The 22,606-nt window shown below is 76.1% G+C and carries 17 protein-coding genes and 1 riboswitch; of the genes, 10 read left to right on the top strand and 7 right to left on the bottom strand.

The annotated features are described in order from the left end of the window. Positions 1-16: 16 nt before the first annotated feature. Complete coding sequence (locus ABZ793_RS09060; RefSeq protein ID WP_357454198.1) at positions 17-2,473, top strand: DNA translocase FtsK 4TM domain-containing protein; 2,457 nt, start codon at positions 17-19, stop codon at positions 2,471-2,473. Between the two features lie 112 nt (positions 2,474-2,585). Here ABZ793_RS09060 and ABZ793_RS09055 read toward each other — a convergent pair whose 3' ends face one another. Together ABZ793_RS09055 and ABZ793_RS09050 are read right to left on the bottom strand one after the other, a co-directional pair. After that, positions 2,586-2,831 carry a hypothetical protein gene (locus ABZ793_RS09055; protein ID WP_357454194.1) on the bottom strand — a complete coding sequence of 82 codons (246 nt, stop codon included), beginning with the start codon at positions 2,829-2,831 and terminating at the stop codon, positions 2,586-2,588. Between the two features lie 140 nt (positions 2,832-2,971). Further along, a complete protein-coding gene (locus ABZ793_RS09050; RefSeq protein WP_357454191.1) occupies positions 2,972-3,286 on the bottom strand; it encodes a multidrug efflux SMR transporter in 315 nt (104 codons plus the stop codon). Positions 3,287-3,348: 62 nt separating this feature from the next. Continuing rightward, positions 3,349-3,413, bottom strand: a riboswitch (guanidine-III (ykkC-III) riboswitch). 97 nt (positions 3,414-3,510) lie between these two features. Between ABZ793_RS09050 and ABZ793_RS09045 the strand changes: the two genes are divergently transcribed. From ABZ793_RS09045 to ABZ793_RS09015, 7 genes are all read left to right on the top strand, one after another. Then, on the top strand, positions 3,511-4,434 hold the full coding sequence (locus ABZ793_RS09045; protein ID WP_357454188.1) for an ornithine cyclodeaminase family protein: 924 nt from the start codon (positions 3,511-3,513) through the stop codon (positions 4,432-4,434). A gap of 132 nt (positions 4,435-4,566) precedes the next feature. Continuing rightward, on the top strand, positions 4,567-6,069 hold the full coding sequence (gene rimO, locus ABZ793_RS09040; protein ID WP_357454185.1) for a 30S ribosomal protein S12 methylthiotransferase RimO: 1,503 nt from the start codon (positions 4,567-4,569) through the stop codon (positions 6,067-6,069). Between the two features lie 77 nt (positions 6,070-6,146). Continuing rightward, positions 6,147-6,740 (top strand): CDP-diacylglycerol--glycerol-3-phosphate 3-phosphatidyltransferase, encoded by a 594-nt coding sequence (pgsA, locus tag ABZ793_RS09035; protein WP_357454182.1) that lies wholly within the window; start codon positions 6,147-6,149, stop codon positions 6,738-6,740. Between the two features lie 104 nt (positions 6,741-6,844). Continuing rightward, positions 6,845-7,402: a CinA family protein gene (locus tag ABZ793_RS09030; protein ID WP_357454179.1), complete on the top strand. Its 558-nt coding sequence runs from the start codon at positions 6,845-6,847 to the stop codon at positions 7,400-7,402. Between the two features lie 238 nt (positions 7,403-7,640). Continuing rightward, positions 7,641-8,084 carry a helix-turn-helix transcriptional regulator gene (locus tag ABZ793_RS09025; RefSeq protein WP_357454176.1) on the top strand — a complete coding sequence of 148 codons (444 nt, stop codon included), beginning with the start codon at positions 7,641-7,643 and terminating at the stop codon, positions 8,082-8,084. A gap of 216 nt (positions 8,085-8,300) precedes the next feature. Next, positions 8,301-9,173 carry a PspA/IM30 family protein gene (locus tag ABZ793_RS09020; RefSeq protein WP_357454173.1) on the top strand — a complete coding sequence of 291 codons (873 nt, stop codon included), beginning with the start codon at positions 8,301-8,303 and terminating at the stop codon, positions 9,171-9,173. A gap of 28 nt (positions 9,174-9,201) precedes the next feature. Beyond that, positions 9,202-9,981, top strand: coding sequence for a hypothetical protein (locus ABZ793_RS09015; RefSeq protein WP_357454171.1), 780 nt, complete (start codon positions 9,202-9,204; stop codon positions 9,979-9,981). Here the strand turns inward: ABZ793_RS09015 and ABZ793_RS09010 are convergent, their stop codons facing one another. The 4 genes from ABZ793_RS09010 to ABZ793_RS08995 all read right to left on the bottom strand — a co-directional run bounded on the left by ABZ793_RS09010 (position 9,982) and on the right by ABZ793_RS08995 (position 16,114). Next, entirely contained in the window at positions 9,982-13,626 is a 3,645-nt protein-coding gene (locus ABZ793_RS09010) for a hypothetical protein (protein WP_357454168.1), read from the bottom strand. Between the two features lie 251 nt (positions 13,627-13,877). After that, the gene (locus ABZ793_RS09005; protein ID WP_357454165.1) at positions 13,878-14,759 is read right to left on the bottom strand and encodes a zinc finger domain-containing protein; all 882 of its coding nucleotides are present in this window, start codon (positions 14,757-14,759) and stop codon (positions 13,878-13,880) included. Between the two features lie 40 nt (positions 14,760-14,799). Beyond that, positions 14,800-15,606 carry an SAM-dependent chlorinase/fluorinase gene (locus tag ABZ793_RS09000; RefSeq protein ID WP_357454162.1) on the bottom strand — a complete coding sequence of 269 codons (807 nt, stop codon included), beginning with the start codon at positions 15,604-15,606 and terminating at the stop codon, positions 14,800-14,802. A 10-nt stretch (positions 15,607-15,616) separates the two neighbouring features. After that, complete coding sequence (locus tag ABZ793_RS08995; RefSeq protein ID WP_357454159.1) at positions 15,617-16,114, bottom strand: GNAT family N-acetyltransferase; 498 nt, start codon at positions 16,112-16,114, stop codon at positions 15,617-15,619. A gap of 156 nt (positions 16,115-16,270) precedes the next feature. Between ABZ793_RS08995 and ABZ793_RS08990 the strand changes: the two genes are divergently transcribed. Beyond that, positions 16,271-16,855, top strand: a complete 585-nt coding sequence (locus tag ABZ793_RS08990; RefSeq protein WP_357454156.1) for a hypothetical protein — start codon at positions 16,271-16,273, stop codon at positions 16,853-16,855. Positions 16,856-17,162: 307 nt separating this feature from the next. Here the strand turns inward: ABZ793_RS08990 and ABZ793_RS08985 are convergent, their stop codons facing one another. Continuing rightward, positions 17,163-21,944: a DEAD/DEAH box helicase gene (locus tag ABZ793_RS08985; RefSeq protein ID WP_357454280.1), complete on the bottom strand. Its 4,782-nt coding sequence runs from the start codon at positions 21,942-21,944 to the stop codon at positions 17,163-17,165. A 150-nt stretch (positions 21,945-22,094) separates the two neighbouring features. Here ABZ793_RS08985 and ABZ793_RS08980 point away from each other — a divergent pair, with 150 nt between their 5' ends. Beyond that, positions 22,095-22,481, top strand: a complete 387-nt coding sequence (locus tag ABZ793_RS08980) for a hypothetical protein (RefSeq protein ID WP_357454154.1) — start codon at positions 22,095-22,097, stop codon at positions 22,479-22,481. Positions 22,482-22,606 lie beyond the last annotated feature (125 nt).

Raw genomic sequence — 22,606 nt, 5'->3', positions numbered from 1 at the left:
CCGTTAAGTTGATGCTATGGCGGGCCGTACCTCTCAGGCGAGTCGGCGGCGCGGCGCGTCGCCGCGTGGCACCACGAACAGCCGTGCCCGCCAGCCGGCGAAGAAGACCGCCCGGGCGGCCCCCCGGCGGCGGCCCGCGGCGCGGCCGAGCCCGGGGCTTCTCGTCGGACGCGCGGTCGGCGCATTGTGGATGGGGCTGGCGCACGGCGTCGGCTGGGCGTTCCGTGCCGCCGGCCGGCAGGCCGCCTCGGCCCGAGGACTCGACCCGGAGCACCGCCGCGACGGCGCGGGGCTGCTGGTCTTCGGCCTCGCCCTGCTCAGCGCGGTGGCCATCTGGTTCTCCGGCGCCGGCCCGGTCGGCGAGCAGCTGGCCGACACCGTCCGGCTCTTCCTCGGTGCGATCGCCATCGTGGTGCCGGTGCTGCTGATGATCGGGGCCTGGCGCCTCATGCGCGAGCCCGGCGACCCGGAGCACCGCGGCCGGGGGCTGGTCGGCTGGGGCTCGATGCTGGTCGCCACCGCCGCGATGCTGCACATCGGGCAGAACCCGGTCGACGCGGTCCAGCGCGACTTCGCCGGCGGCCTGGTCGGCGCGGGCGTGGGCAGCCTGCTGGAACGGGCCGTCACCGCCTGGGTCGCCGTGCCGCTGCTGATCCTGCTGCTGGTCTTCGGCCTGCTGGTGGTCACCGCGACGCCGATCAACAAGATCCCGGAGCGGCTCGGCCTGCTCGCCGGCACCCTGGTCGCCCCGTCGGCCGAGGAGGAGACGGACGAGGCGCCCGCGAAGCCCACCCGCAAGCGCGCGACGAAGCGGGCGGCGCCGCCGCCGGTCGACCCGGCGGAGTTCGACGACGAACTCGACGGGGCGGACCTCCAGGAAACCCTCGTGCTGCCCCGCAAGCGTCCCGGCAAGGTTCCGGCCAGCCGCAAGCCGGTCGAGCCGCCGGAGCACTCGCCCGCACCGACCCGGGCCGAGCAGCTCGCGCTGACCGGGTTGGCCGGCGACTACACCCTGCCGCCGGCGAACATGCTCAGCAGCGGCGCGGCCCCGAAGAGCCGGAGCAGGGCCAACGACGAGGTGATCGCCGCGCTCACCGGCGTCTTCGAGCAGTTCGACGTGGACGCCGCCGTCACCGGCTTCACCCGCGGGCCGACGGTCACGCGCTACGAGGTGGAGCTGGGCCCGGGCGTCAAGGTCGAGCGGATCACCCAGCTCTCCCGCAACATCGCGTACGCGGTGAAGTCGCCGGACGTGCGGATCCTCAGCCCGATCCCGGGCAAGAGCGCGGTCGGCGTGGAGATCCCGAACACCGACCCGGAGAACGTGGCGCTCGGCGACGTGCTGCGCTCGCGGGCCGCCACCGGCGACCACCACCCGATGGTGGTGGCGCTCGGCAAGGACATCGAGGGCGGCTACGTGGTGGCCAACCTCGCCAAGATGCCGCACATCCTGATCGCCGGCGCGACCGGCGCGGGCAAGTCGTCCTGCCTGAACTCGCTGCTGGTGTCCATTCTCACCCGGGCCACGCCGGACGAGGTGCGGCTGCTGCTGATCGACCCGAAGCGGGTCGAGATGACCGGCTACGAGGGCATCCCGCACCTGGTCACGCCGATCGTGACCAACGCCAAGAAGGCGGCCGACTCGCTGGAGTGGGTCGTCCGCGAGATGGACATGCGCTACGACGACCTCGCCGCCAACGGGGTCCGGCACATCGACGACTTCAACCGCAAGGTGCGCAGCGGCGAGATCAAGGCCCCGCCGGGCAGCGAGCGGGAGATGCGCCCGTACCCGTACCTGCTGGTGATCGTGGACGAGCTGGCCGACCTGATGATGGTCGCCCCGCGCGACGTGGAGGACTCGGTCGTCCGGATCACCCAGCTCGCCCGGGCCGCCGGCATCCACCTGGTGCTGGCCACCCAGCGCCCCTCGGTCGACGTGGTCACCGGCCTGATCAAGGCGAACGTGCCGTCCCGGCTGGCGTTCGCCACCTCCTCCCTGGCCGACTCGCGGGTCATCCTCGACCAGCCGGGCGCGGAGAAGCTGCTCGGCCGCGGTGACGGTCTCTTCCTGCCGATGGGCGCGTCGAAGCCCATCCGGATCCAGGGCGCCTGGGTGACCGAGCGCGAGATCGCCGACGTGGTGAAGTTCTGCAAGGACCAGCGCGAGCCGGAGTTCCGCCCCGACGTGCTCGCCGCGCCCGACAGCGGCAAGAAGAAGATCGACGAGGACATCGGCGACGACCTCGACCTGCTGGTGCAGGCCGTCGAGTTGGTGGTCACCTCGCAGTTCGGCTCGACCTCCATGCTGCAGCGCAAGCTGCGGGTCGGCTTCGCCAAGGCGGGCCGGCTGATGGACCTGATGGAGACCCGGGGCGTGGTCGGCCCGTCGGAGGGCTCCAAGGCCCGCGACGTGCTGGTCAAGCCCGACGAGCTGGAGGAGGTCCTGGTCGGCCTGCGCGGCGGCGAGGAGTGACGCCGGCCGGGCGCCGGCACGTTGCCTGCTCCCTCGTCTCGCCCTGGTCGGTCGGGGCGGACACGGACGGGCCCGCCGGAAGCCGGCGGGCCCGTCCGTGGGGGAGCGGCGGTCAGGAGTTGTAGAGGGCGGTGCCGATGACCATGCCGATGATCGCGCCGGCCACGCTGGCGACGGCGGCGTACCAGCCGAGCGGCTTGTCGCCGAGCACGGCGCCGACGATCCCGAGGATCAGGCCGACGAGGCCGAACAGCGGCGGCAGGAACAGGATCGCGATGACCGCGAAGACGAAGCCCAGGATGGTGCAGATGCGGGCGGCGCCGCTGCGCGGGCGGGCGGTGGTGTGCATGTCGGCCATGTCTGCCTCCGGTGGGTGAGAGCCTGCGTTGCCAGGCCGACCTCTACCCACTGTGGCCGTTCGTCACGCCTCGGACCCACCCGCCGCCCCCGGTGCGCGCCGGGCCGCCCGCCCGGTTCGCGGGCCGCGCCGTGCGGTCCTCAGTGGAAGATCTTCAGGCCCACGATGCCGGCGATCACCAGCAGGAGGCAGGCGATCCGGGGCAGGTTGGCCGGCTCGTTCAGCGCGAGCATCCCGACCAGGGCGGTGCCGACCGTCCCGATGCCGACCCAGACGGCGTAGCCGGTGCCGACCGGGATATCGCGCAGCGCGTACCCCAGCCCGGCCATGCTGAGCACCAGCGTCACCACGAAGACCGCCGACGGGACGGGACGGCTGAAGCCGGCGCTGCGGTCGAGGGCGATCGCCCACGCCGTCTCGAGGAGTCCAGAGATCACCAGTACGATCCAGGCCATTGAAGATCACCTCTGCGGTTGCGCCCGGACCTCCGGGGCCGGGACGAGTCGGGTCTGCACGTCACGCGGGCGTCTTGGCCTGACCGGGTACGCCCACCACTCGTCCGGGACGGCCGTGGCCGTCAGGGCCGACGCTAGCACCGAACGGGACGTGCCGGAGGAGGGTGGTGAGCCCCGCCACCCCTCGTTGACCTTAACTTGACTTCAACTTGCAGTATGGGCGTATGCCGCTGCTCTTCTCCGACGCCGAGGTCACCGCCGCGCTCGACGCCCCCACCACGGTGGCGGCCATGCGGGACGCCCTGCTCGCCGCGTACGCCGGCCGCCTGGTGGCCCCGCCCCGGGCCGCCGCGCCGCTGGGTGGGGGGCGGATGGTGCTCACCGCCGGGCACCTCACCGGCGAGTGGTACGGCTTCCGCTCGTACGACACGTTCGGGCACCCGGAGAGCGAGCAGGTGGTGGTGCTGCACGACGGGCGTACGGGGGCGGTCCGGGCGGTGGCGGTCGGGGAGGAGCTGGGTTCCCGCCGCACCGGCGGGCTCGGCGGGGCCGCCGTGGACGCCCTGGCCCGTCCGGACGCCGCCACCCTGGGCGTGGTCGGCTCGGGCCGGCAGGCGTGGACGCAGGTCTGGGCGGCGGCCGCAGTCCGCCCGCTGCGCGAGGTCACGGTGCACAGCCGCTCCGCCGTCCGGCGAGAGGCGTTCGCCGCCCGGGTGCGCGCCGAGCTGGGCGTACCGGCACGCGCCGTGGAGTCGGCCCGGGCCGCCGTGGCCGACCGCGACATCGTGGTGCTCGCCACCACCAGCGTCACCCCGGTGCTCGACGCCGCCGACCTCGCTCCCGGCACCCACGTCAACACGGTCGGCTTCAAGCAGGTCGACCGGCACGAGTTCGGCCCCGACCTGCTGGACGCCGCCGACCTGCTGGTCACCGACTCGCCGGCGCAGGCCGCCGCGTACGACCCGCCGATGCTCGCGGCGCTGCCGGCGTACGCCGGGCGGCTGCGCGACCTGGGCGGGGTGCTGGCCGGCGCGGTGCCGGGCCGGACCGGCGCGGACCAGGTCTCGGTCTTCTGCTCGACCGGCCTGGCCGGCACCGAGGTGTTCCTGCTCGACCGCCTGGTCCGGGTCGGCGCGGCGGCCGTCTGACCGGCGTGGCGTCCGTCACCCCGCACCGCCAGGAGTGTCAGGAAGGGTCCTTGCCCACCGGGCGCGTCAACGGGTGCCCTTTCTCGCGGGACGGGCGTGCGTGGGGGATCGCGGACGGCCCGGTACCCTCGGATGGTGTCTGCCACCTCTCCTTCCGACAACTCCGACGGCCGCCGCGTCGCCCTGCTGACGCTGGGCTGCGCCCGCAACGAGGTCGACTCGGAGGAGTTGGCCGCCCGGCTGCACGCCGAGGGCTGGCAGGTCACCACCGACGGCGAGGGCGCCGACGTGGTGGTCGTGAACACCTGCGGCTTCGTGGAGAAGGCGAAGCAGGACTCCATCCAGACCCTGCTGGCCGCCGCCGACACCGGCGCGAAGGTGGTCGCGGCCGGCTGCATGGCCGAGCGGTACGGCCGTGAGCTGGCCGACAGCCTCCCCGAGGCGCAGGCCGTGCTCAGCTTCGACGACTACCCGGACATCGCCGCCCGGCTGGACGCCGTGGTCGCCGGCGAGGCGATCCACGCGCACACCCCGCGCGACCGCCGCGAGCTGCTCCCGCTGACCCCGGTCTCCCGCCGGGACAGCGCGGTGTCGCTGCCCGGCCACGGCACCCCCGCCCGGGGCGTCACCGAGACCGACGAGCACACCCCGGCGCACCTGCGCCAGGTGCTGCGCCGCCGGCTCGACACCGGTCCGGTCGCCTCGCTGAAGCTCGCCAGCGGCTGCGACCGGCGCTGCGCGTTCTGCGCCATCCCCGCCTTCCGCGGCGCCTTCGTCTCGCGTACGCCGGACGAGCTGCTCGCCGAGGCGGAGTGGCTGGCCAAGACCGGCGTCCGCGAGCTGGTGCTGGTCAGCGAGAACTCGACCTCGTACGGCAAGGACCTGGGTGATCCCCGGGCGCTGGAGAAGCTGCTGCCGCAGCTCGCCGCGATCGCCGGCATCGTCCGGGTGCGGGCGAGCTACCTCCAGCCGGCCGAGACCCGGCCCGGCCTGGTCGAGGCGATCGCCACCACGCCCGGCGTGGCCCCGTACTTCGACCTGTCGTTCCAGCACTCCAGCGAGCCGGTGCTGCGCCGGATGCGTCGCTTCGGCTCCACCGACCGGTTCCTGGAGCTGCTGGCGAGCGCCCGCGCCCTGGCCCCGGAGGCGGGCGCGCGGAGCAACTTCATCGTCGGCTTCCCCGGCGAGACCCGCGCCGACTACCAGGAGCTGGTCCGCTTCCTGACCGAGGCGCGGCTCGACGCGATCGGCGTGTTCGACTACAGCGACGAGGACGGCACCGAGGCCGCCGGGCTGCCCGGCAAGGTCTCCGCCGCCACCGTCAAGCGCCGGTACGACCGGCTCGCCGCGCTCGCCGACGAGCTCTGCTCGCAGCGGGCCGAGGAGCGGCTCGGCTCCACCGTCGAGGTGCTGGTCGACTCGGTCGCCGACGGCGTGGTCGAGGGGCGGGCGGCCCACCAGGCCCCCGAGGTCGACGGCTCGACCACCCTCGTCGCGCCGTCCGGCGGCGGGGTGGACCTCGCCGCGCTGCGCCCGGGCGACCTGGTGCGGGCGACGGTGACGGGCACCGAAGGGGTGGACCTCGTCGCGGTCCCGGATGAGATGATCTCGGCTGCGCCCGGCGCGGCACGGTGACGGCGGGCCCGGACAGAGCGGGGGAGCCACGTGGTGGGGTGCCAGGTGCGCCACGGCGGCCGGAGCGGGGGGCGGCGGTGACCGGGGCGACGGATTCCACGCCGGCGCCGGTGGTGGCCCGGGTGCCCGTGCTGAACGCGGCGAACGCGCTCACCGCGCTGCGGCTGGTCCTGGTGCCGATCTTCGGCGCGTCCCTGGTCATCTCGGGGATGACCCACGCCGGCTGGCAGATGGCCGCCTGCCTGATCTTCGCCGTCGCCTCGGTGACCGACCTGGTCGACGGCTGGATCGCCCGCCGCTTCGCCCTGGTCACCTCGGTCGGCAAGGTCGCCGACCCGATCGCCGACAAGGCGCTCACCGGCGCCGCGCTGCTGCTGCTCTCCTGGTACGACCGGCTGCCCTGGTGGGTGACCACGGTGATCCTCGCCCGCGAGCTGGGCATCACCGCGCTGCGCTTCTGGGTGATCCGGCACGGGGTGATCGCGGCCAGCCGGGGCGGCAAGATCAAGACAGCGCTCCAGATCCTCGCGATCACCTGGTACCTGTGGCCGATGCCGGCCGCCCTCGCCGCCGTCGGCCCGTGGATCATGGCCGCGGCGGTCGGGGTCACGGTGGTCACCGGTTTCGACTACGTCGCCCAGGCCCTGCGCCTGCGCCGGCCCGCCTCCTGACCCGGTCGCCCGGACGCGGGCCGGGGATCATGCCGCCCTCCCTGTGATCCTGTCGGCTCGGGGAGGATGAGTAGGCCCGGCGGGGCGTGGGAAGGATCTGGGACATGGAGAGTGACGCGGCCGGCGCGCGGCCGGTGGGCAGCCCGGCGGCGGGCGTGGTGCACAGTCTGGCGGAGCGCCACGAGACCCTGGCCACGGTGGAGTCGCTGACCGGGGGGCTGCTGGCCGCCTCGATCGTGGAGATCGCCGGGGTGAGCGGCATCTTCCGGGGCGGGCTGGTGGTCTACGCCACCGAGTTGAAGTCGCAGCTCGCCGGCGTAGCGGAGGATCTGCTGGCCGACCGCGGGCCCGTCGACCCGGACGTGGCGGTGGCCCTCGCGGAGGGCGGGCGGCGGCGCTGCGGAGCCGACTGGAGCCTGGCCACGACCGGGGTGGCCGGCCCGGAGCCGCAGGACGGCAAGCCGGTCGGGCTGGTCTACGTGGCGGTGGCCGGGCCCGACGGCACCGACGTCCGCGAGCTCGACCTCGACGGCGGCCGCGACCACATCCGCTCCGCGGCGGTCGTCGAGGCGCTGCGGCTGCTCGCCGAGCGGATCCACCGCGCCGACGCGGGCGAGGCCGGAGCCGGGCGGACCGACACCGCCGCCGCCGGGCGGCGCTGAGCCGACCCGCGGGCCGAGCCGGGCCGGGCCCCGCGAGCCGAGCCGACCCCCGCGACGCGGGCCCACGTCCCACGCCGAGCCGTCCCACAGGCTGAGCAGACTCCGCAATCCGAGAGGCGGGGTGGGATGTCGGCGGGGCCGGCAACGGGTACGGTTGCGAGAAGGCTCCGACGGTCGGAGCCGGCACGACGTGCCGGACGGCCGCGCGAAACAGTGGTGTCCCTCAGGGGAGGTGCGAATGGTCCTGCTACGCCGGGTTATCGGTGACGCACTACGGGCGCGCCGGCAGGGGCAGCATCGCACCCTGCGCGAGGTCTCCTCCGCCGCCAACGTCAGCCTGGGCTACCTCTCCGAGATCGAGCGCGGCCAGAAGGAGCCGTCCAGCGAGCTGCTGGCGGCGATCTGCGACGCGCTGGGCGCGCGCCTGTCCGAGCTGCTGCGCGAGGTCAGCGACACGGTCGCGCTCGCCGAGCAGATGCCGGGCGTGCTCGTGCCCGTGCAGGACGAGACGGTCGACACCACCGCGGTGACCACGGTGCGCAAGGCCACCGGCCGGGGCGTGCACCAGGTCAGCTCCGACGGCAAGGTCGCCGTCCAGGTCCGCCAGGATTCGCCGCTGAAGGCCACGCTGCGCACCTCCCGCGTCCGCGGGGGCGACCGCGACGTGGTCTGCGCCGCCTGACCCACCCCACCCTCACCCCCGTCCGCGTGCCATGGTCGCGGTGGCGACCGCCGCGTAGGGTTGATCGCGGACGGCGTCGGCGCTCGCTTCGCTGGCCGGTACGGATGCCCGGGTGGCGTCCGGCTGGGACGATGGAGCCACTGCCGCGCCGCAGCCGGCCGGGCCCGCCCGGCCCGGTCGAGGGCGGAGCGACGCTACTGAGGGGATACCGCGGAGATGGCTAACCCGTTCGTCAAGGGTTGGAAGTACCTGATGGCGCTGTTCGGCGCCAGGATCGACGAGCACGCCGATCCCAAGGTGCAGATCCAGCAGGCCATCGAGGAGGCCCAGCGCCAGCACCAGGCGCTCGTCCAGCAGGCCGCCGCGGTGATCGGCAACCAGCGGCAGCTGGAGATGAAGCTGTCCCGCCAGATGTCGGAGGTCGAGCGGCTCCAGGCCAACGCGCGCCAGGCCCTCGTCCTCGCCGACCAGGCCCGCGCCAGGGGCGACGAGGCCGAGGCCAACCGCTACGAGCACTCCGCGCAGACCCTGGCCACCCAACTGGTCTCCGCCGAGCAGGCCACCGAGGACCTGAAGACCCTGCACGACCAGGCGCTGGGCGCCGCCGCCCAGGCCCGCCGGGCGGTCGAGAACAACTCGATGATCCTCCAGCAGAAGCTCGCCGAGCGCACCAAGCTGCTCAGCCAGCTGGAGCAGGCCAAGATGCAGGAGAGCGTGGCCCGCTCGCTGGAGTCGATGTCGGCGCTGACCGCGCCCGCCAACACCCCCTCGCTCGACGAGGTGCGCGACCGGATCGAGCAGCGGTACGCCACCGCGATGGGCCGCGCCGAGCTGGCCGGCAACTCCGTCGAGGGCCGGATGCTGGAGATCCAGAAGGCGACTCTCGACTCGGCCGGCTCCGCCCGGTTGGAGCAGATCCGGTCGAGCATGGCCGGTGAGCAGCTCGGCGGCAGGCAGGATCGGCCGCCCGTCGCGCGTACGGAGCCCGCCGCGCCGGCCGCCGACCCGGCCGCCGCCGCCCGGCTGGACCAGATCCGGGCCAGCATGGGCCGGGAACGCGGCACCGGGGACACCACCGCCGCCGGCTGAGGCCGGTCAGGTCGAGGAGGCAGCAGAGGTGGCAGACGAGCGCACGCGGTACTTCCGGCGCCTGAGTCGGTTGCGGCGGTCCGCCCGCCGGTGGAGCGTCACGGCAGGGGGCCTCGGCGGCGCGGCCGCCGTGCTGACCCCGTACGCCGGGCTCGGGCTGCCCGACGCGGCCTGGGCGGCCGGGGCGGGCGGGGCGCTGGTGCTCGCCGCCTGGCGCTGGGTCGACCTGCGCGCGCTGGCCGCCCAGCCGGCGCCGCCCGCGCTCGACCCGGCCGAGGCCGCCGCCCGGTCACGCGCCCGCCTTGTCGCCGCCGTGGAGCGGCTCCCCGCCGGCCCCGGCGTGCTGGCCGAGGTGCGCCGGGTGCGCTCCCGGGTGGCGCTGCGCGGCACCAGCGCCGCCGAGCCGTGGGCCCGGCTGGACCGGGCCGCCCTCACCCTCGCCGGGATGGCCGGCCGGCTGACCGGGCTGGCCGGGCCCGCCGTGTCGGAGGCGGCCGACGCCGACCGCTCGCTGCGGGACCTCGCCGGCCGGGTGGCCAGTGTCGAACGCGCGCTGCGGCTCGCCCCCGCCGACGCCCGACCGCCGCTGGCCGAGGCGCACCGGGCGTTGGCCGGCCAGCTGGAGCAGGGCGTCGCGGCGTACGAGCGGCTGGTCGTGGCCGCCGCCGGCTACGTCGCCGAGGACGCGCGTCCCGACGCCGACCACCCGGCCGCCTCGCGCCTGACCGAGGCGACCGACCTGCTGCACGGGGTCGCCTCGGCGCTGGCCGAGTTGCGCGGCGCGGGCGCGCCGCTGCGCACCCCCTGATCAGGGCGGCGTGGTGACCGGCACCGGGCCGGTGAACGGGGAGCTGCCGACGACGTTGAACGACCGGATGCGGTAGTGGTAGGTGACGCCCCGCGCCAGGCCGGTGTTGGTGAAGCCGCGGCCGGTGACGGTGAAGGTCGACACCTCCCGGCTGAACGCCGGGTCCAGCGCCCGCTGCACGATGAACCCGGCCCCCGGTCCGGCGGGGGTGCTCGACGACCAGCCGAGGATCACCGTCGCCGTGTCGGGCCCGGGCGCCGTGGCGGTGGCGGTCACCCCCGTGGGCAGGCCCGGGGCCGGCGGCGTGGTGGCCCGGGCCACCGTCGACCAGGGTGACGCCGCCCCGAGATAGGTGGTCCGCACCCGGTAGTAGTACGTGGTGTCCGGGGCGACCGCCGCGTCGAGATGGTTATCGCCGACCCCGATCGCGGTGGTGCCCGGCCCGCTGCTGAAGGTCGGGTTGGTGGCCCGCTGCACGTCGATGCCGGTGGCGAAGGAACGGTTGGCCCAGCGCAGCGCGACCCGCAGCGGAGCGGCCGGCGGGATCGCCGTGGTCAGCCCCGCCGGCGCGGCGAGCTGCACCGACGCCGGCACGCTGTTGGACCAGGTGGAGCAGCTCACCGCGTTCTCCGCCCGGATCCGGTAGTGGTAGGTCACCCCGGGGGTGACGGTGGCGTCGGTGTAGCGGCTCGCCGTGGCCGCCACGGTGATCGCGGTCAGCCCCTGCGTGAAGGTGGCGTCGGTGGCCCGCTGGAGCAGGTGGCTGGTGGCCGTCGGGCGGCTGCCGTTGCCCGTCCAGGCCAGCGCGATCGCCGGCAGCGCGGTCGCCGAGCCCGGGGCCGGCGTCGCGGTCAGCCCGGTCGGCGCCCTGGGCGAGACCCGCAGCACCAGGGGCCGGGTCATGCCCTGGTCGCGGTGCCCGGCGAGCTGGCTGTGCCAGTGGTACTCCCAGCCCAGGTTGACGAGCTGGTTCACCACCAGCGACGGCCGGCCGTCGACCGGGCTGACCGGGGTCGAGCCGGTCCGGGCGCCGGCCGGGCGGGCCGGGTCGAGCAGCCGTACGCTGTCGCCGATCTTGAACGGCAGGGGCGGCGCGACGGGTCGCAGGGCGACGATCACGTCCTCCCGCGGGTCGACCCGGACCACCTGCTTCCAGCCCCGCTCGGCGGGGTGCGGCGGGCGGGTGGCGCCGTCCCAGCCGACCCGGTTGACCAGTTGGACGTCGCAGCCGGCGAACCGCACCGGCTGGGTCTGCCGGCTGTTGCCGCGGATGCGCCAGAGCTGGGTGCCGTCGGCGGGCGCGCCCACTCCGATCGCCGGATCGCTCACGTGCAGCACCTCGGTGGCCGGATCGGTCGGGCCGAGCGGCAGGGTGGCAGGGGCGAGCGGCCCGGCGTGCGGGTGCCCGACGCCCAGCCGGCCGACGAGCCGGCCGTGCTCCGGTTCGAAGACCTGCTGCACCGCCTTCACCTGCAACGGGAGGAGCACCGGGGCGGCACCGGCGGTCGGCACGAAGCTGACCGTGGTGGCGTGCACCGGGACGACCGGCCCCCGGCCGGTACGGGTGCCGAACGCCGCGTCGTACGCCGCCTGCGGCACGATCGGCGGGCGCTGACTGGCCGCGTACGCGCGGGGCAGGCGGTCCCGCAGCCGGGCCAGGTCGTACGGCGGCGCCGGGGTGCCGGCGACCCGGAACTGGAGCAGCGTGCGGGTGTTCGGGCCGTACCCGGGGCGGGTCGGCGGCGGGCCGCCCTCGGCGGTGCGGTCCGGGGCGCCCGTGTGGTGGTCGGCGCGCGGGTCGAAGCCGGGCAGCGGGGCGGGGCAGTCGTTGTAGAGGATCACCGTGCCGCCCGGCGGCACGGTCGAGAAGTCGACCAGCACGTCGGCCACCTCGCCCGGGGCGAGCAGCAGCGCGTGCGAGTCGACGTTGAGCACGGTCGGGTCCCGGCGGTCGTACCGGTAGCCGACCGGCTGGTTGGGCACGACCACCGGCGCGGGGAGCAGGCCGCCGTCGTTGCCGATCTGGACCAGCGCCGGGCCGGCGGCGCGCGGGTCGGGGACCCCGCCCTCACGCCCGTCCGTCGGCCAGCCCGCCGGACGGTCCGGCGCGCGGACCGCCTCCACCATCGGCACCTCGCCGGCGTCCGCGTCGGCCAGGTCGCCCTCCGGGTCCCACATCGGGCCGTCGGAGCGGGCCCGGTAGAGCTGGAGGTTCAGGCCGCGGTCCAGGCAGGCGTTGAGGATCCGGAAGCGGTACGTCCGCGGCGCGACCTCCAGGTACGGGTACGCGATCCCGTTGACCAGCATGGTGTCGCCGAACGCGTCCGGCACCGCCGACGGGTGCGGGACGCCGGGCGTCAGCGGCGGCTCCTCCGGGTCCGTGACCGGGTCGTGGTGCGGGTTCGGCACCGGGCCGGCGTCGGGCGTCCCGGGGTGCTCCCGCGGCCCGGGCTCGTCGGCCGTACGCGACCACGGGCCGTAGTCCCATCGGCCGGTCGGGTTCGTCCCGTCGGCCCGGTACGGGTTCTGCCGGGGCTGGTAGACGTGCGGGTGCCAGAGGCTGCCCCGGGAGCCCCAGCGGTCCCGGTCCCAGGTCGGGTCCTCCCCGGCGAGCTGGGTGTCGTCCGGCACGAACGTCTTGTCCTCGATCACCAGCGGGAGCTGGTCGGCGGGCAGCACGCCGTCGGCGACGAGTTCCTCCTCGGCCGGGTCGGTGAGCAGGTAGAGCGCGAGCTGCCCGGAGTAGACGGTCAGCCGGGCCAGGCCGACGGTGTTGTCGTGGAACCAGCACAGCCGCCCGCTCTGCTCGTTCGGGTAGTACAGCGTGGTGGCGCCCGCGCCGGGCGGCGGCATGTCGGGAACGTGGGTCAGGCCGATCCCGTTCGGGTACGGGGTGATCTCGCCCGCCGGGGTCACCCACTGCCAGGGGTTGCCGGCGCTGATCCACCCGGTGTGCGCGCCCGCGAGGCGCAGCACCGCCCGGTTCTGCGGGTAGGGCGCGGGCCCGTCGAGCGGGCCCGTCCCCGCGCCCGCCACCGTCGGGTCGACCGGCAGGAAGAGCTCCCCGGCCCGGCCGGTGGGGAGGTGGTTGATGAACTTGACCCGGACCGGGCGGCCCCGGCGGGCCAGGATGACCGGGCCGAGGTGCCAGGGGCGCCCCGCCGGCACGACCGTGTTGTGCCCGTTGGCGTCCGTGCCGAGGTTGAGCTGGCGGTAGCCGCGCAGCCGGGTCGCCGGCAGGTCCCGGTGCAGCCGCTGCGCGTACTGCTCCAGGACGATCTCGTAGTAGTCGCAGCCCGGGTAGCTGATGGTGTCGGGCACCGCCACGGGGAGGTGGCCGCCCAGCTGGGTGCGGCCGAGCGTGCCGAGGCCGGGCAGCGCGTCGACGAACTTGCGGATGCCGGTGCCGGGCACCACCCGGCCGTCGGCCCCGACGACCGGCAGCGGGCTGCGGGCGTAGTTCGGCACCGGGCCGAAGCAGCGCGGGACGGCCGCCGGGTCGAGGCTGGCCGGCACCACGACCGGCTCCTCCACGCGCCGGGCCGCCGGGACCGGCCCCGCCGGCCGGGACCCGGCGGTGGCGCCGTTCCCGGGGCGGGGCACCGCCCGCTCCCATGGGATCCGGAGTCTGCGGAACAGGTCCATGGCTCTCCCCGGTGTCCGGGCGCGGGGCCCGCCACGGCGGCGTGGCGGCCCGGTCGCGCGTCGCTGACGATGCGTGAGGAGTCAACCGCAGCATGCGACGCGACGGCGGGGGTTAGGAAGTACCCAATCGTCCGTATCTGTGGCGGGGACGCGACTTTTCCCGCCGCACCGGCGGAGTGTCCCGCCCGACACGCCGGCCCCACGTCGGTCGGCCGGTGGCGGAGGGCGGGCCGACGTGGCCCCCGGGGCCGTCAGCCGGCCGGGCGCTCGGGCTGGCAGACGGGGCACCAGTAGGTGACCCGCTCGCCCAGCTCCTCCTTGCGGATCGCGGTGCCGCACCGGCGGCAGGGCTGGGCGCGCCGCCCGTAGACGTAGCTGGTCTGCCCCCGGTGCAGCGATCCGGTGGTGCTCTGCGTCCAGCGGCCCCGGTTGGCCGCGAGCAGCTTCTGCGCCAGGGCCACGGTGCCGGCGAGATCCGGCACGGCGCGTACCGGCGTCCACGGCGATACGCCGCGCAGGAACAGGATCTCGCACTTGTAGAGGTTGCCGACGCCGGCCAGGTTGCGCTGGTCCAGCAGGGCCTCACCGATGGTGACGTCCGGGTGGGCGGCCAGCCGGCGTACCGCCTCGGCCGGGTCCCAGTCCGTGCCGAGCAGGTCGGGGCCGAGGTGGCCGACCAGCGAGTCCTCCTCGGCCGTCGGCACCAGCGCCAGCTCGTGCAGGTGGTAGCCGACGGCGACCGCCTGCGGGGCGCGCAGCACCACCCGGATCAGGTGCGCCGGCCGGGCGGTCCACCGTTCCCCCGGCGCGTACGCCCGCCAGGCGCCCTCCATCCGCAGGTGGGAGTGCAGCGTCCAGCGCGCCCCGCCGCCTTCCGTGGCGGCGCCTCCCGGCGGCGCGTCTCCCGGCGGTGCGTTTCCTGCCGGTGCGTTTCCTGCCGGTGCGTTTCCTGCCGGTGCGACGAGGCGGAGCAGCAGGTGTTTGCCCCGGCTGGCAGACTCCCGCACCGTCCAGCCGGTGAGGTCGGTCGCGGCGAGCTGGGGCACCCGGAAGTCGCTGCCGGTCAGGCGGGCGCCCGCCAGCGCGCGGTGCAGGACGCGGGCGGTGTTCCAGACGGTGTCGCCTTCGGGCACCCGTCCATCCTCCCTCGCCGGCCGGGACCCGGCGCGGCGGTCACCGGGCCGCGACGTGCAGCAGGTCGCCCGGCGCCACCGTGAGCAGGTCGACCGCGCGGCCGCCGTTGACCGCCACGGCGACCAGGCCGGCCGAGTCGGCGTGCACCACCAGCCCGCCCGCCGGGGCGTCCCCGAAGGTGCGGCCGTGCACGGCCTCGCGCCCGGCCCCCGGCTCGACGTCCGGCCGCACCCGCACCCGGGCCGGCAGCGGCACCAGCAGGTCGGCCGGCGCGGCCAGTTGCACGTTGCCGAAGTGGTCCACGGTCAGCACCTCGGCGGTGAAGCCCGCCGCCTCGGGCCGGACGACCGGCGCCGGCAGCCGGACCAGGGTCGCCGGGTCGACGGCCGGGCCGGCACCGGACAGCGGGGCGCCGAGCGCCAGCCGCGCGGCCACGGGCGCGAAGACGTCCCGGCCGTGGAACGTGCGGGACACCTCGGGCGCGAGCCAGTCCGGCGCGGTCAGCTCGACGGCCGCCGTGACCCCGCCCAGCGCCTCGGCGGCGTCGACGAGCAGGCCGTTGTCCGGCCCCACCAGCAGCCCGTGCGGCGTGGCCAGGGCGACGCCCCGGCGGGCGGTGCCGACGCCGGGGTCGACGACCGCCACGTGCACGCCCTCGGGCAGGTGGGGCACGGTCTGCGCCAGCACCGCCGCGCCCCGGCGCACGTCGGCCGGTGGCACCAGATGGGTCACGTCGATCACCCGGGCGGCCGGCGCGAGCCGGGCGATGACCCCGTGGCAGGCGGCCACGAAGCCGTCGGCGAGACCGTAGTCGGTGGTCAGCGAGATCCAGGGCGTGCGGTCCATGCCGGGCAGGTTAGCCGCCGGCGGTGAGCCGTAGTTCCAGGATCAGCTCGTCGTGCAGCGGGATGCCGTCCTCGCCGACGACGGGGATGCCCGGCTTCAGCCTGCGGGCCCGGTCCACCGCGCCCCGGTCGACGCGCACCAGCCGCAGCCCGCGCCGCTGGTAGAACCGCAGCGCCCGCAGGTTGTCGTTCGTGGTGACGAGCCACATCCGGGCCCGGCCCGCCGCCCGGGCCACGTCCGCGGCGGCGGCCAGCAGCGTCGTGCCGACGCCACCGCCGGGCGTCGCCGCAACCACGCTGACCACCTCCAGCGCGTCGCCGTCGCCGTGGTGGGCGAGCGCGCCGACGACCGCGCCGGCGCCGTCCACCGCCACCAGGGTGGGCAGCGTACGCAGGTCGTAGCGGGTGTCGTGGGCGACGACGTACGGGCCGCCCCACTCGCGTTCGTGCAGCGCGTCGACCGCCGCGCGGTCCCCGGCCCGGGCCGGTCGGACGATCACCCCGGTCATCGTCGGCTCCCCTCCTCGACCGGGCCGGGAGCCTACCGTCGCCGGTCCGGGCGGGCACCCGGGATTCGGGGTCGACCGGGCGCTGGCGGATATGGGACAGCCGGATGGCCGACCGGCCACTGCCGGGACGGGACCGGGTTGGGCAGACTGCCAGGGGTGACCAACCGGAGCCTGCCCGCCGTCGCGGTGCTCGTGATCGCCGCCGCCCTGACCGCCGCCTGCGGAGACGACGCGGAGGAACCGCCCCGCGCCGCGCCCCAGGCCGCCTCGGCGTCGACGCCGGCCGCCGACGTGCCGACGGGCCCCACGGCCGCGCCCGGGACGCCCACGACGCCCGCCGCCCCGCCCGCCGGCGCGGGTCCGGCCGGGCCGAGCACCGGGACCACGGAGCGTCGCCCCACCAGCCCGCCCCCGGTGGAGTTGCCCGTCCGGCCGACCGGGACGCCCGGCGCGCGGCAGGTCGTCGACGCGTTCAAGGCAGCCGGGCTGAAGGTGCCCAACCCGCGGGACCGCTCGATCGACTGCGGGCCGGACGGCCTCGGCCTGGGCTGCTCCGAGCTGATCGCCACCGACGCCGTCACCGTCTACGTCTTCCCCGACGAGTCGAGCGCCAGCGACCTCGCCGAGACCTGGGGCGGCCAGTCCTTCCGGCGGGGCACGGTGGTGCTCAACTACCTGGAGGCGAGGACGCCCGCGGCCGACCGCGCCAGGTACGAGAAGGTCCTCACCGGCCTGCGCTGACCCACCCGGCCACCCCGCCTGCGGGCTGCCAGGCCCCCCGGCCGCCGTTCGGGTCGGGTGCCTGCCTGGTGCAGGGTCGGCCGACTTGGCGCGGTACGCGTGCCGGCGGGGTTCCTTCCGTGGCCCTGTCGAACTGCCCCCTCTGTGATACCGCCCGCACCGAGCCTGCCTCGGCTCGGCTCGGCGGTGGCCAGTGGTGGGGCGCGTGGTTCGGCCCCGCAGGCGCGGGCCGCGTGAGGTGGCCCGGACACCGGCGGTGGTGCGCGCGCTCGGCCCGTGTCCGGGCCGGCGGTGGGGTGCGAGCGGTTCAGCCGCGCAGGCGCAGGCCGCGCGGGGTGGCCCGGAAGCCGGCGGCGGTGAGCGCGTCGCGCAGCGGCGAGGAGCGCACCGCCTCACCGTCGGCCCGCTCGACCGACATCGCCCCCAGCGCGCCGGAGTGGACCGCGTCGGCGAGCGCCTTGCCGGCCGCCGCCAGCGTGTCGGCGTCGTCGGTGAAGGAGAGGATGGTCCGCCCGCCGCGCTCGACGTACAGCACCAGGTCGCCGGCGACCAGCACCACCAGGGCACCGGCCTTGCGCCCCGCCCGGTGCCCGGTCGCCGGGGCGGCTCCGTCGCCCGAGTCGACCACCCGTTCCGGCCAGGGCAGCGCCGCCCCGTACGGGTTGGCCGGGTCCGTCGCGGCGAGCACCAGCGTGGGCCCGCCGCGCCCCCGCCCGCCGTCGGCCGGCTCCGCCAGCGCCCGGATCCGGTCCACCGCGCCCGGCACCGCGAACTGTGCCGCACCCAGCCCCTCCACGAAGTAGCCCCGCCGGGCCGCGCCGCGCTCCTCCAAGGCGGAGAGCACCGGATAGACCGCGGCGAACCCGCCGGCCACCTGCTCGGCCACGACCGCCCCCCGGGTCACCACGCCGTGCCGTTCGAGCAGCACGTCGGCCAGGGCGGCGGCGCGGCGGGTGGGGTCGGTGTCGCGCTCCGGCAGGCGCGACCAGCGCCCGGCGACGGTCGGCGGGCCGCCTCGGGTCGGCAGGGCCACCCGCCCGGGGCGGCGGTAGCGGGTGCGCGGCGCGGTCGGGCGGGACCGGTGCGCCCCGCCGCCGCCGAGCACCGCCCGCAGCGGGGCCAGGGTGTCGTTGGTGAGATGACCGGCCCAGACCAGATCCCAGACGACCGCGGTCAACGCGGCGTCGTCCGTCGAGCCCACCCGGTCGGACAGCGACCGGAAGAACAACGCCTGCCCGTCGCCGAGCGCCTCCAGCACCGCGTCGTGCAGCGGGGTGCGGGTGAGCGCCTCGTCGGGCGGGGGCAGCAGCAGCGGGGCGGCGTCCGCGTACGCGAGGGTGACCCAGCCGTCCCCGCCGGAGATCGCCCCCGAGCCGGCCCAGAGCACCTCGCCGCTGGCGCACAGCTCGTCCAGCTGGGCGGGGGAGTAGTCGGCGACCCGGCCGGGCAGCACCAGGCGTTCCAGGGCCGACGCCGGCACCGCCGCCCCCTGGAGCTGCTCGACCGCCGCGGCCAGCGCCTCCACGCCGCGCGCCGACGAGCCGACCTGCTGCCACCGGGGCAGGAACGCGGCCAGCGCGCGGGGCGGCACCGGCTCGATCTCCCGGCGCAGCGCGGCGAGGGACCGGCGGCGCAGCAGGCGCAGCACCTCCGCGTCGCACCACTGGGCGCCGGCCGTGTCCGGGGTGAACTCGCCGGAGACGACCCGCCCCGTGGCGGCGAGCCGGCGTAGCGCCTGCTCCACCACGGCCACCCCGAGCCCGAACCGGGCGGCGCAGGTGGCGGCCGCGAACGGGCCGTGCGTACGCGCGTAGCGGGCGACCAGGTCGCCCAGCGGGTCGGCCACCGGGGCGAGGTACGCCTCGGCGACCCCGACCGGCAGGGCCACGCCGAGGGCGTCGCGCAGCCGGGCGGCGTCCTCGACGCCCACCCAGCGCTCCTCGCCGGCGATGCGCACCCGCAGCACCCGACGGGCGGCCGCCAGCCCGGTCAGCCATTCCACGGGCGCGCCCCGCTCGGCCAGCTCGGCCTCGGACAGGTCGCCGACCACCCGGAGCAGCTCGACCACGTCCTCCGCGTCGCGCGGGCGGCGCTGCTCGGTCAGCCAGCGCAGCTGCCGCTCGGTCTCGGCCAGCACCACCGGGTCGAGCAGCTCCCGCAGGTCGACGCGGCCGAGCAGCTCGCCGAGCAGGGCCGAGTCGAGCGCCAGCGCGGCGGCCCGGCGTTCCGCGAGGGGCGCGTCGCCCTCGTAGAGGAAGGCCCCGACGTAGCCGAACAGCAGCGACCGGGCGAACGGCGACGGCTGGGCGGTCTCCACCTCGACCAGGCGCACCTTGCGGGCTGCCAGGTCGCGCATCAGCTCCGCCAGCGCGGGCTGGTCGAAGACGTCCTGGAGGCACTCCCGGGCGGCTTCGAGGGTCACGGGGAAGTCGGCGTACTCGCGGGCGACGTCGAGCAGTTGGGCGGCGCGCTGACGCTGCTGCCACAGCGGCTGGCGGCGGCGCGGGTCGCGACGGGGCAGCAGCAGCGACCGGGCGGCGCACTCCCGGAACCGGGACGCGAAGAGCGCGGAGGTGCCGACGGACTCCTCGACGAGCTGTGCGATCTCCTCCGGCTCGAAGACCACCACGTCCGCGCCCGGCGGCTCGTCGGCCGTGTCCGGCAGGCGGACGACGATGCCGTCGTCGGACGGCATCACCTGGGCGTCCACCCCGTAGCGCTCGGTGAGCCGGCGGCCGATCGCCAGCGCCCACGGCCCGTTGACCCGGGCGCCGAGCACGCTGTGGACGGCCAGCCGCCAGTCGCCCAGCTCGTCGCGGAACCGCTCGACCACCACCGTGCGGTCGTCGGGCAGGGACCGGGTGGCCTCCTTCTGCTCGCGCAGGTAGGCCATCAGGTTGCCGGCGGCCCAGTCGTCGAGCCCGCCGGCCCGCAGCGCGGCGACGGCGGTCTTGTCGTCCTGCCGCAGCAGGGCGCGCACCCGGGCGCCGATGGCGCGGCCCAGCTCGACGGGCCGGCCGAGCTGGTCGCCCTTCCAGAAGGGCATCTTCGCCGCCTGCCCGGGGGCTGGGGAGACCAGCACCCGGTCGGGCGTGATCTCCTCGATCCGCCAGGACGAGGAGCCGAGCAGGAACACGTCGCCGACCCGCGACTCGTAGACCATCTCCTCGTCCAGCTCGCCGACCCGGGCGGCCCGTTCGGCGCCGGCCAGGAAGACGCCGAAGAGCCCCCGGTCGGGGATGGTGCCGCCGCTGGTCACCGCGAGCCGCTGCGCGCCGGGCCGGCCGGTGAGCGTGTCGGTGGCGCGGTCCCAGACCAGCCGGGGCCGCAGTTCGGCGAACGCGGTGGACGGGTAGCGGCCGGAGAGCATGTCGAGCACGGCGTGCAGGGCCGAGTCGGGCAGCTCGGCGAAGGGCGCCGCCCGGCGGACCAGGACGGCCAGGTCACCGACGTGCCACGGCTCCAGCGCGACCATGGCGACGATCTGCTGGGCCAGCACGTCGAGCGGGTTGCGCGGGTAGTGCAGCTCCTCGATGGCGCCGCCGCCCATCCGCTCGGCCACCACGGTGCAGGACAGCAGGTCGCCCCGGTGCTTGGGGAAGACCACGCCCCGGGAGACCGCGCCGACCTGGTGCCCGGCCCGGCCCACCCGCTGCAGGCCGGCGGCGACGCTGGGCGGCGCCTCGATCTGCACCACCAGGTCGACCGCGCCCATGTCGATGCCCAGCTCCAGGCTGGAGGTGGCCACCACGGCGGGCAGCTGGCCGGACTTGAGCGCCTCCTCGATGTGCTTGCGCTCCTCCCGGGAGACGCTGCCGTGGTGGGCGCGGGCGATCACGGTCGGCGCGCCGGCCGCCCCACCGGCCTGGGCCATCATCTCGGCCGGAGTGCGGCGAACCGGGCCGATGGGGCCGCCCCGCGCGCCGGTGCCCCGGTCCGCGCCGGCGGGCCCGCCCCGTGCGCCCGTGCCGATCGGGCCGTCCCACGTGCCGGTGCCCCGGACCGGGTCGGCGGGGCCGTCCCACGTGCCGGCGCCCCGGTCCGGGTCGGCGGGGCCGTCCCACGCGTCGGCCTCGCGGGCCGGCACGGCCCGGTCGGCCCGCCCGTCGGGCCCGGCGGGCGGGCCGGCCAACTCGTCGGCGGCCAGCTCGTTGAGCCGCGCGCAGAGGCGCTCGGCGGAGCGCCGCGAGTTGGTGAAGACGATGGTCGAGCGGTGTGCCCGGATCAGGGAGAAGACGCGCTCCTCGACCGCCGGCCAGATCGACGCCCGGCGCGGCCCGGGCCCGCCGAGGTCGTCCTCCGGCGGCTCCTGCTCGTCGAGGCGGGTCATGTCCTCCACCGGGACCTGGACGCTGACCTCGATCGTTTTGGCGGTGGGCGGGGCGACGACGTCGACGGGCCGGGCGCCGCCGAGGAAGCGGGCGCACGCGTCGACCGGCCGGACCGTGGCGGACAGGCCGATCCGCTGCGCCGGCGCGGGCAGCAACTCGTCGAGGCGCTCCAGGGAGAGCGCGAGGTGCGCCCCGCGCTTGGTGCCGGCCACCGCGTGCACCTCGTCGACGATGACCGTCTCGACGCCGCGCAGGGAGTCGCGGGCGGCGGAGGTCAGCAGCAGGAACAGCGACTCCGGCGTGGTGATGAGGATGTCCGGCGGGGTGCGGGCGAACGCGCGCCGCTCGTCGGCCGGGGTGTCGCCGGTGCGCATCCCCACGGTGATCTCCGGCGGGGCGACGCCCAGCCGGGTGGCGGCCTGTCGGATCCCGGCCAGCGGCGTGCGCAGGTTGCGCTCGACGTCGACCGCGAGCGCCTTGAGCGGGCTGACGTAGAGCACCCGGCACCGGTGTCGGCGGTCGGCCGGGGCCGGCTCGCGGGCCAGCCGGTCGAGCGACCAGAGGAACGCGGCGAGCGTCTTGCCGGAGCCGGTGGGCGCCACCACCAGCGCGTTGCGGCCGGCGGCGACGGAACTCCAGGCGCCCGCCTGGGCGGCGGTGGGCGCGGCGAAGGCGGCGGTGAACCATTCCCGGGTGGCCGCGCCGAAACCCGCCATCGCATCCGTCACGCCATCCATCCTGCCCCGGCCGTCTGACATCCGGTCCCGGGCGGGCGCGGGTTGTGTCCTGGTCCGGCTCATACGCGATGGTTGTGCCGTTGAACGCGTTAAGTCTTACTTAACTGCTTGCTTGCGGCGCGCAACATAAAGTAACTTCACTCGGAGCCGGCCGGGGGTGGAGGGGATCGGATGACCGTCGAGCAGCGGAGCTTCGAGCCCGGCACCGACGTGCTCATCCGCAAGGTCGACAGTCACCTCGCCGCCGTCCGCGCCGGTCTCGCCGGCCCGGAGTTGGAGTTGGCCGAGCGGCTGGCCGCGGCGCTGCGGGAGCTGGTCGTCTCCACCGCCCAGGCCAGCGCCGCCGACCGGGGCCAGGTGCGCGCCGCGGTGCACTACTTCGTGCTGCGCCGGGAGAGCCGGGGCCGGCTGCTGTCGGTGCGGTCGCTCGCCGCCGCTCAGCGGGTGGTCAACAAGGTGGTGCTCCAGCTCGACCGCCCCGACCTGCTGGTGGAGACCCGCCGGGAGCGCCCCGCCCGGGAGCCCGCCGTCCCCGCCGCCGACATCACCGTCGGCTGACCTCGCCGCACCACGCCCATCGGCCCTGGGCCGGGCAATCCACGGGAAGACGGCAAGGTCAGCCAAGGGACGAATTCCCGCAAAACGGCCCGGCGGGCGGTCATCTGGCGTCTGATCGCACCTAG

It is taken from the genome of Micromonospora sp. NPDC047465, assembly GCF_040643125.1.
GTDB lineage: Bacteria > Actinomycetota > Actinomycetes > Mycobacteriales > Micromonosporaceae > Micromonospora.
Note: the sequence above shows the minus strand (reverse complement) of the source record. Positions and strands in the feature narration are given on the sequence as shown.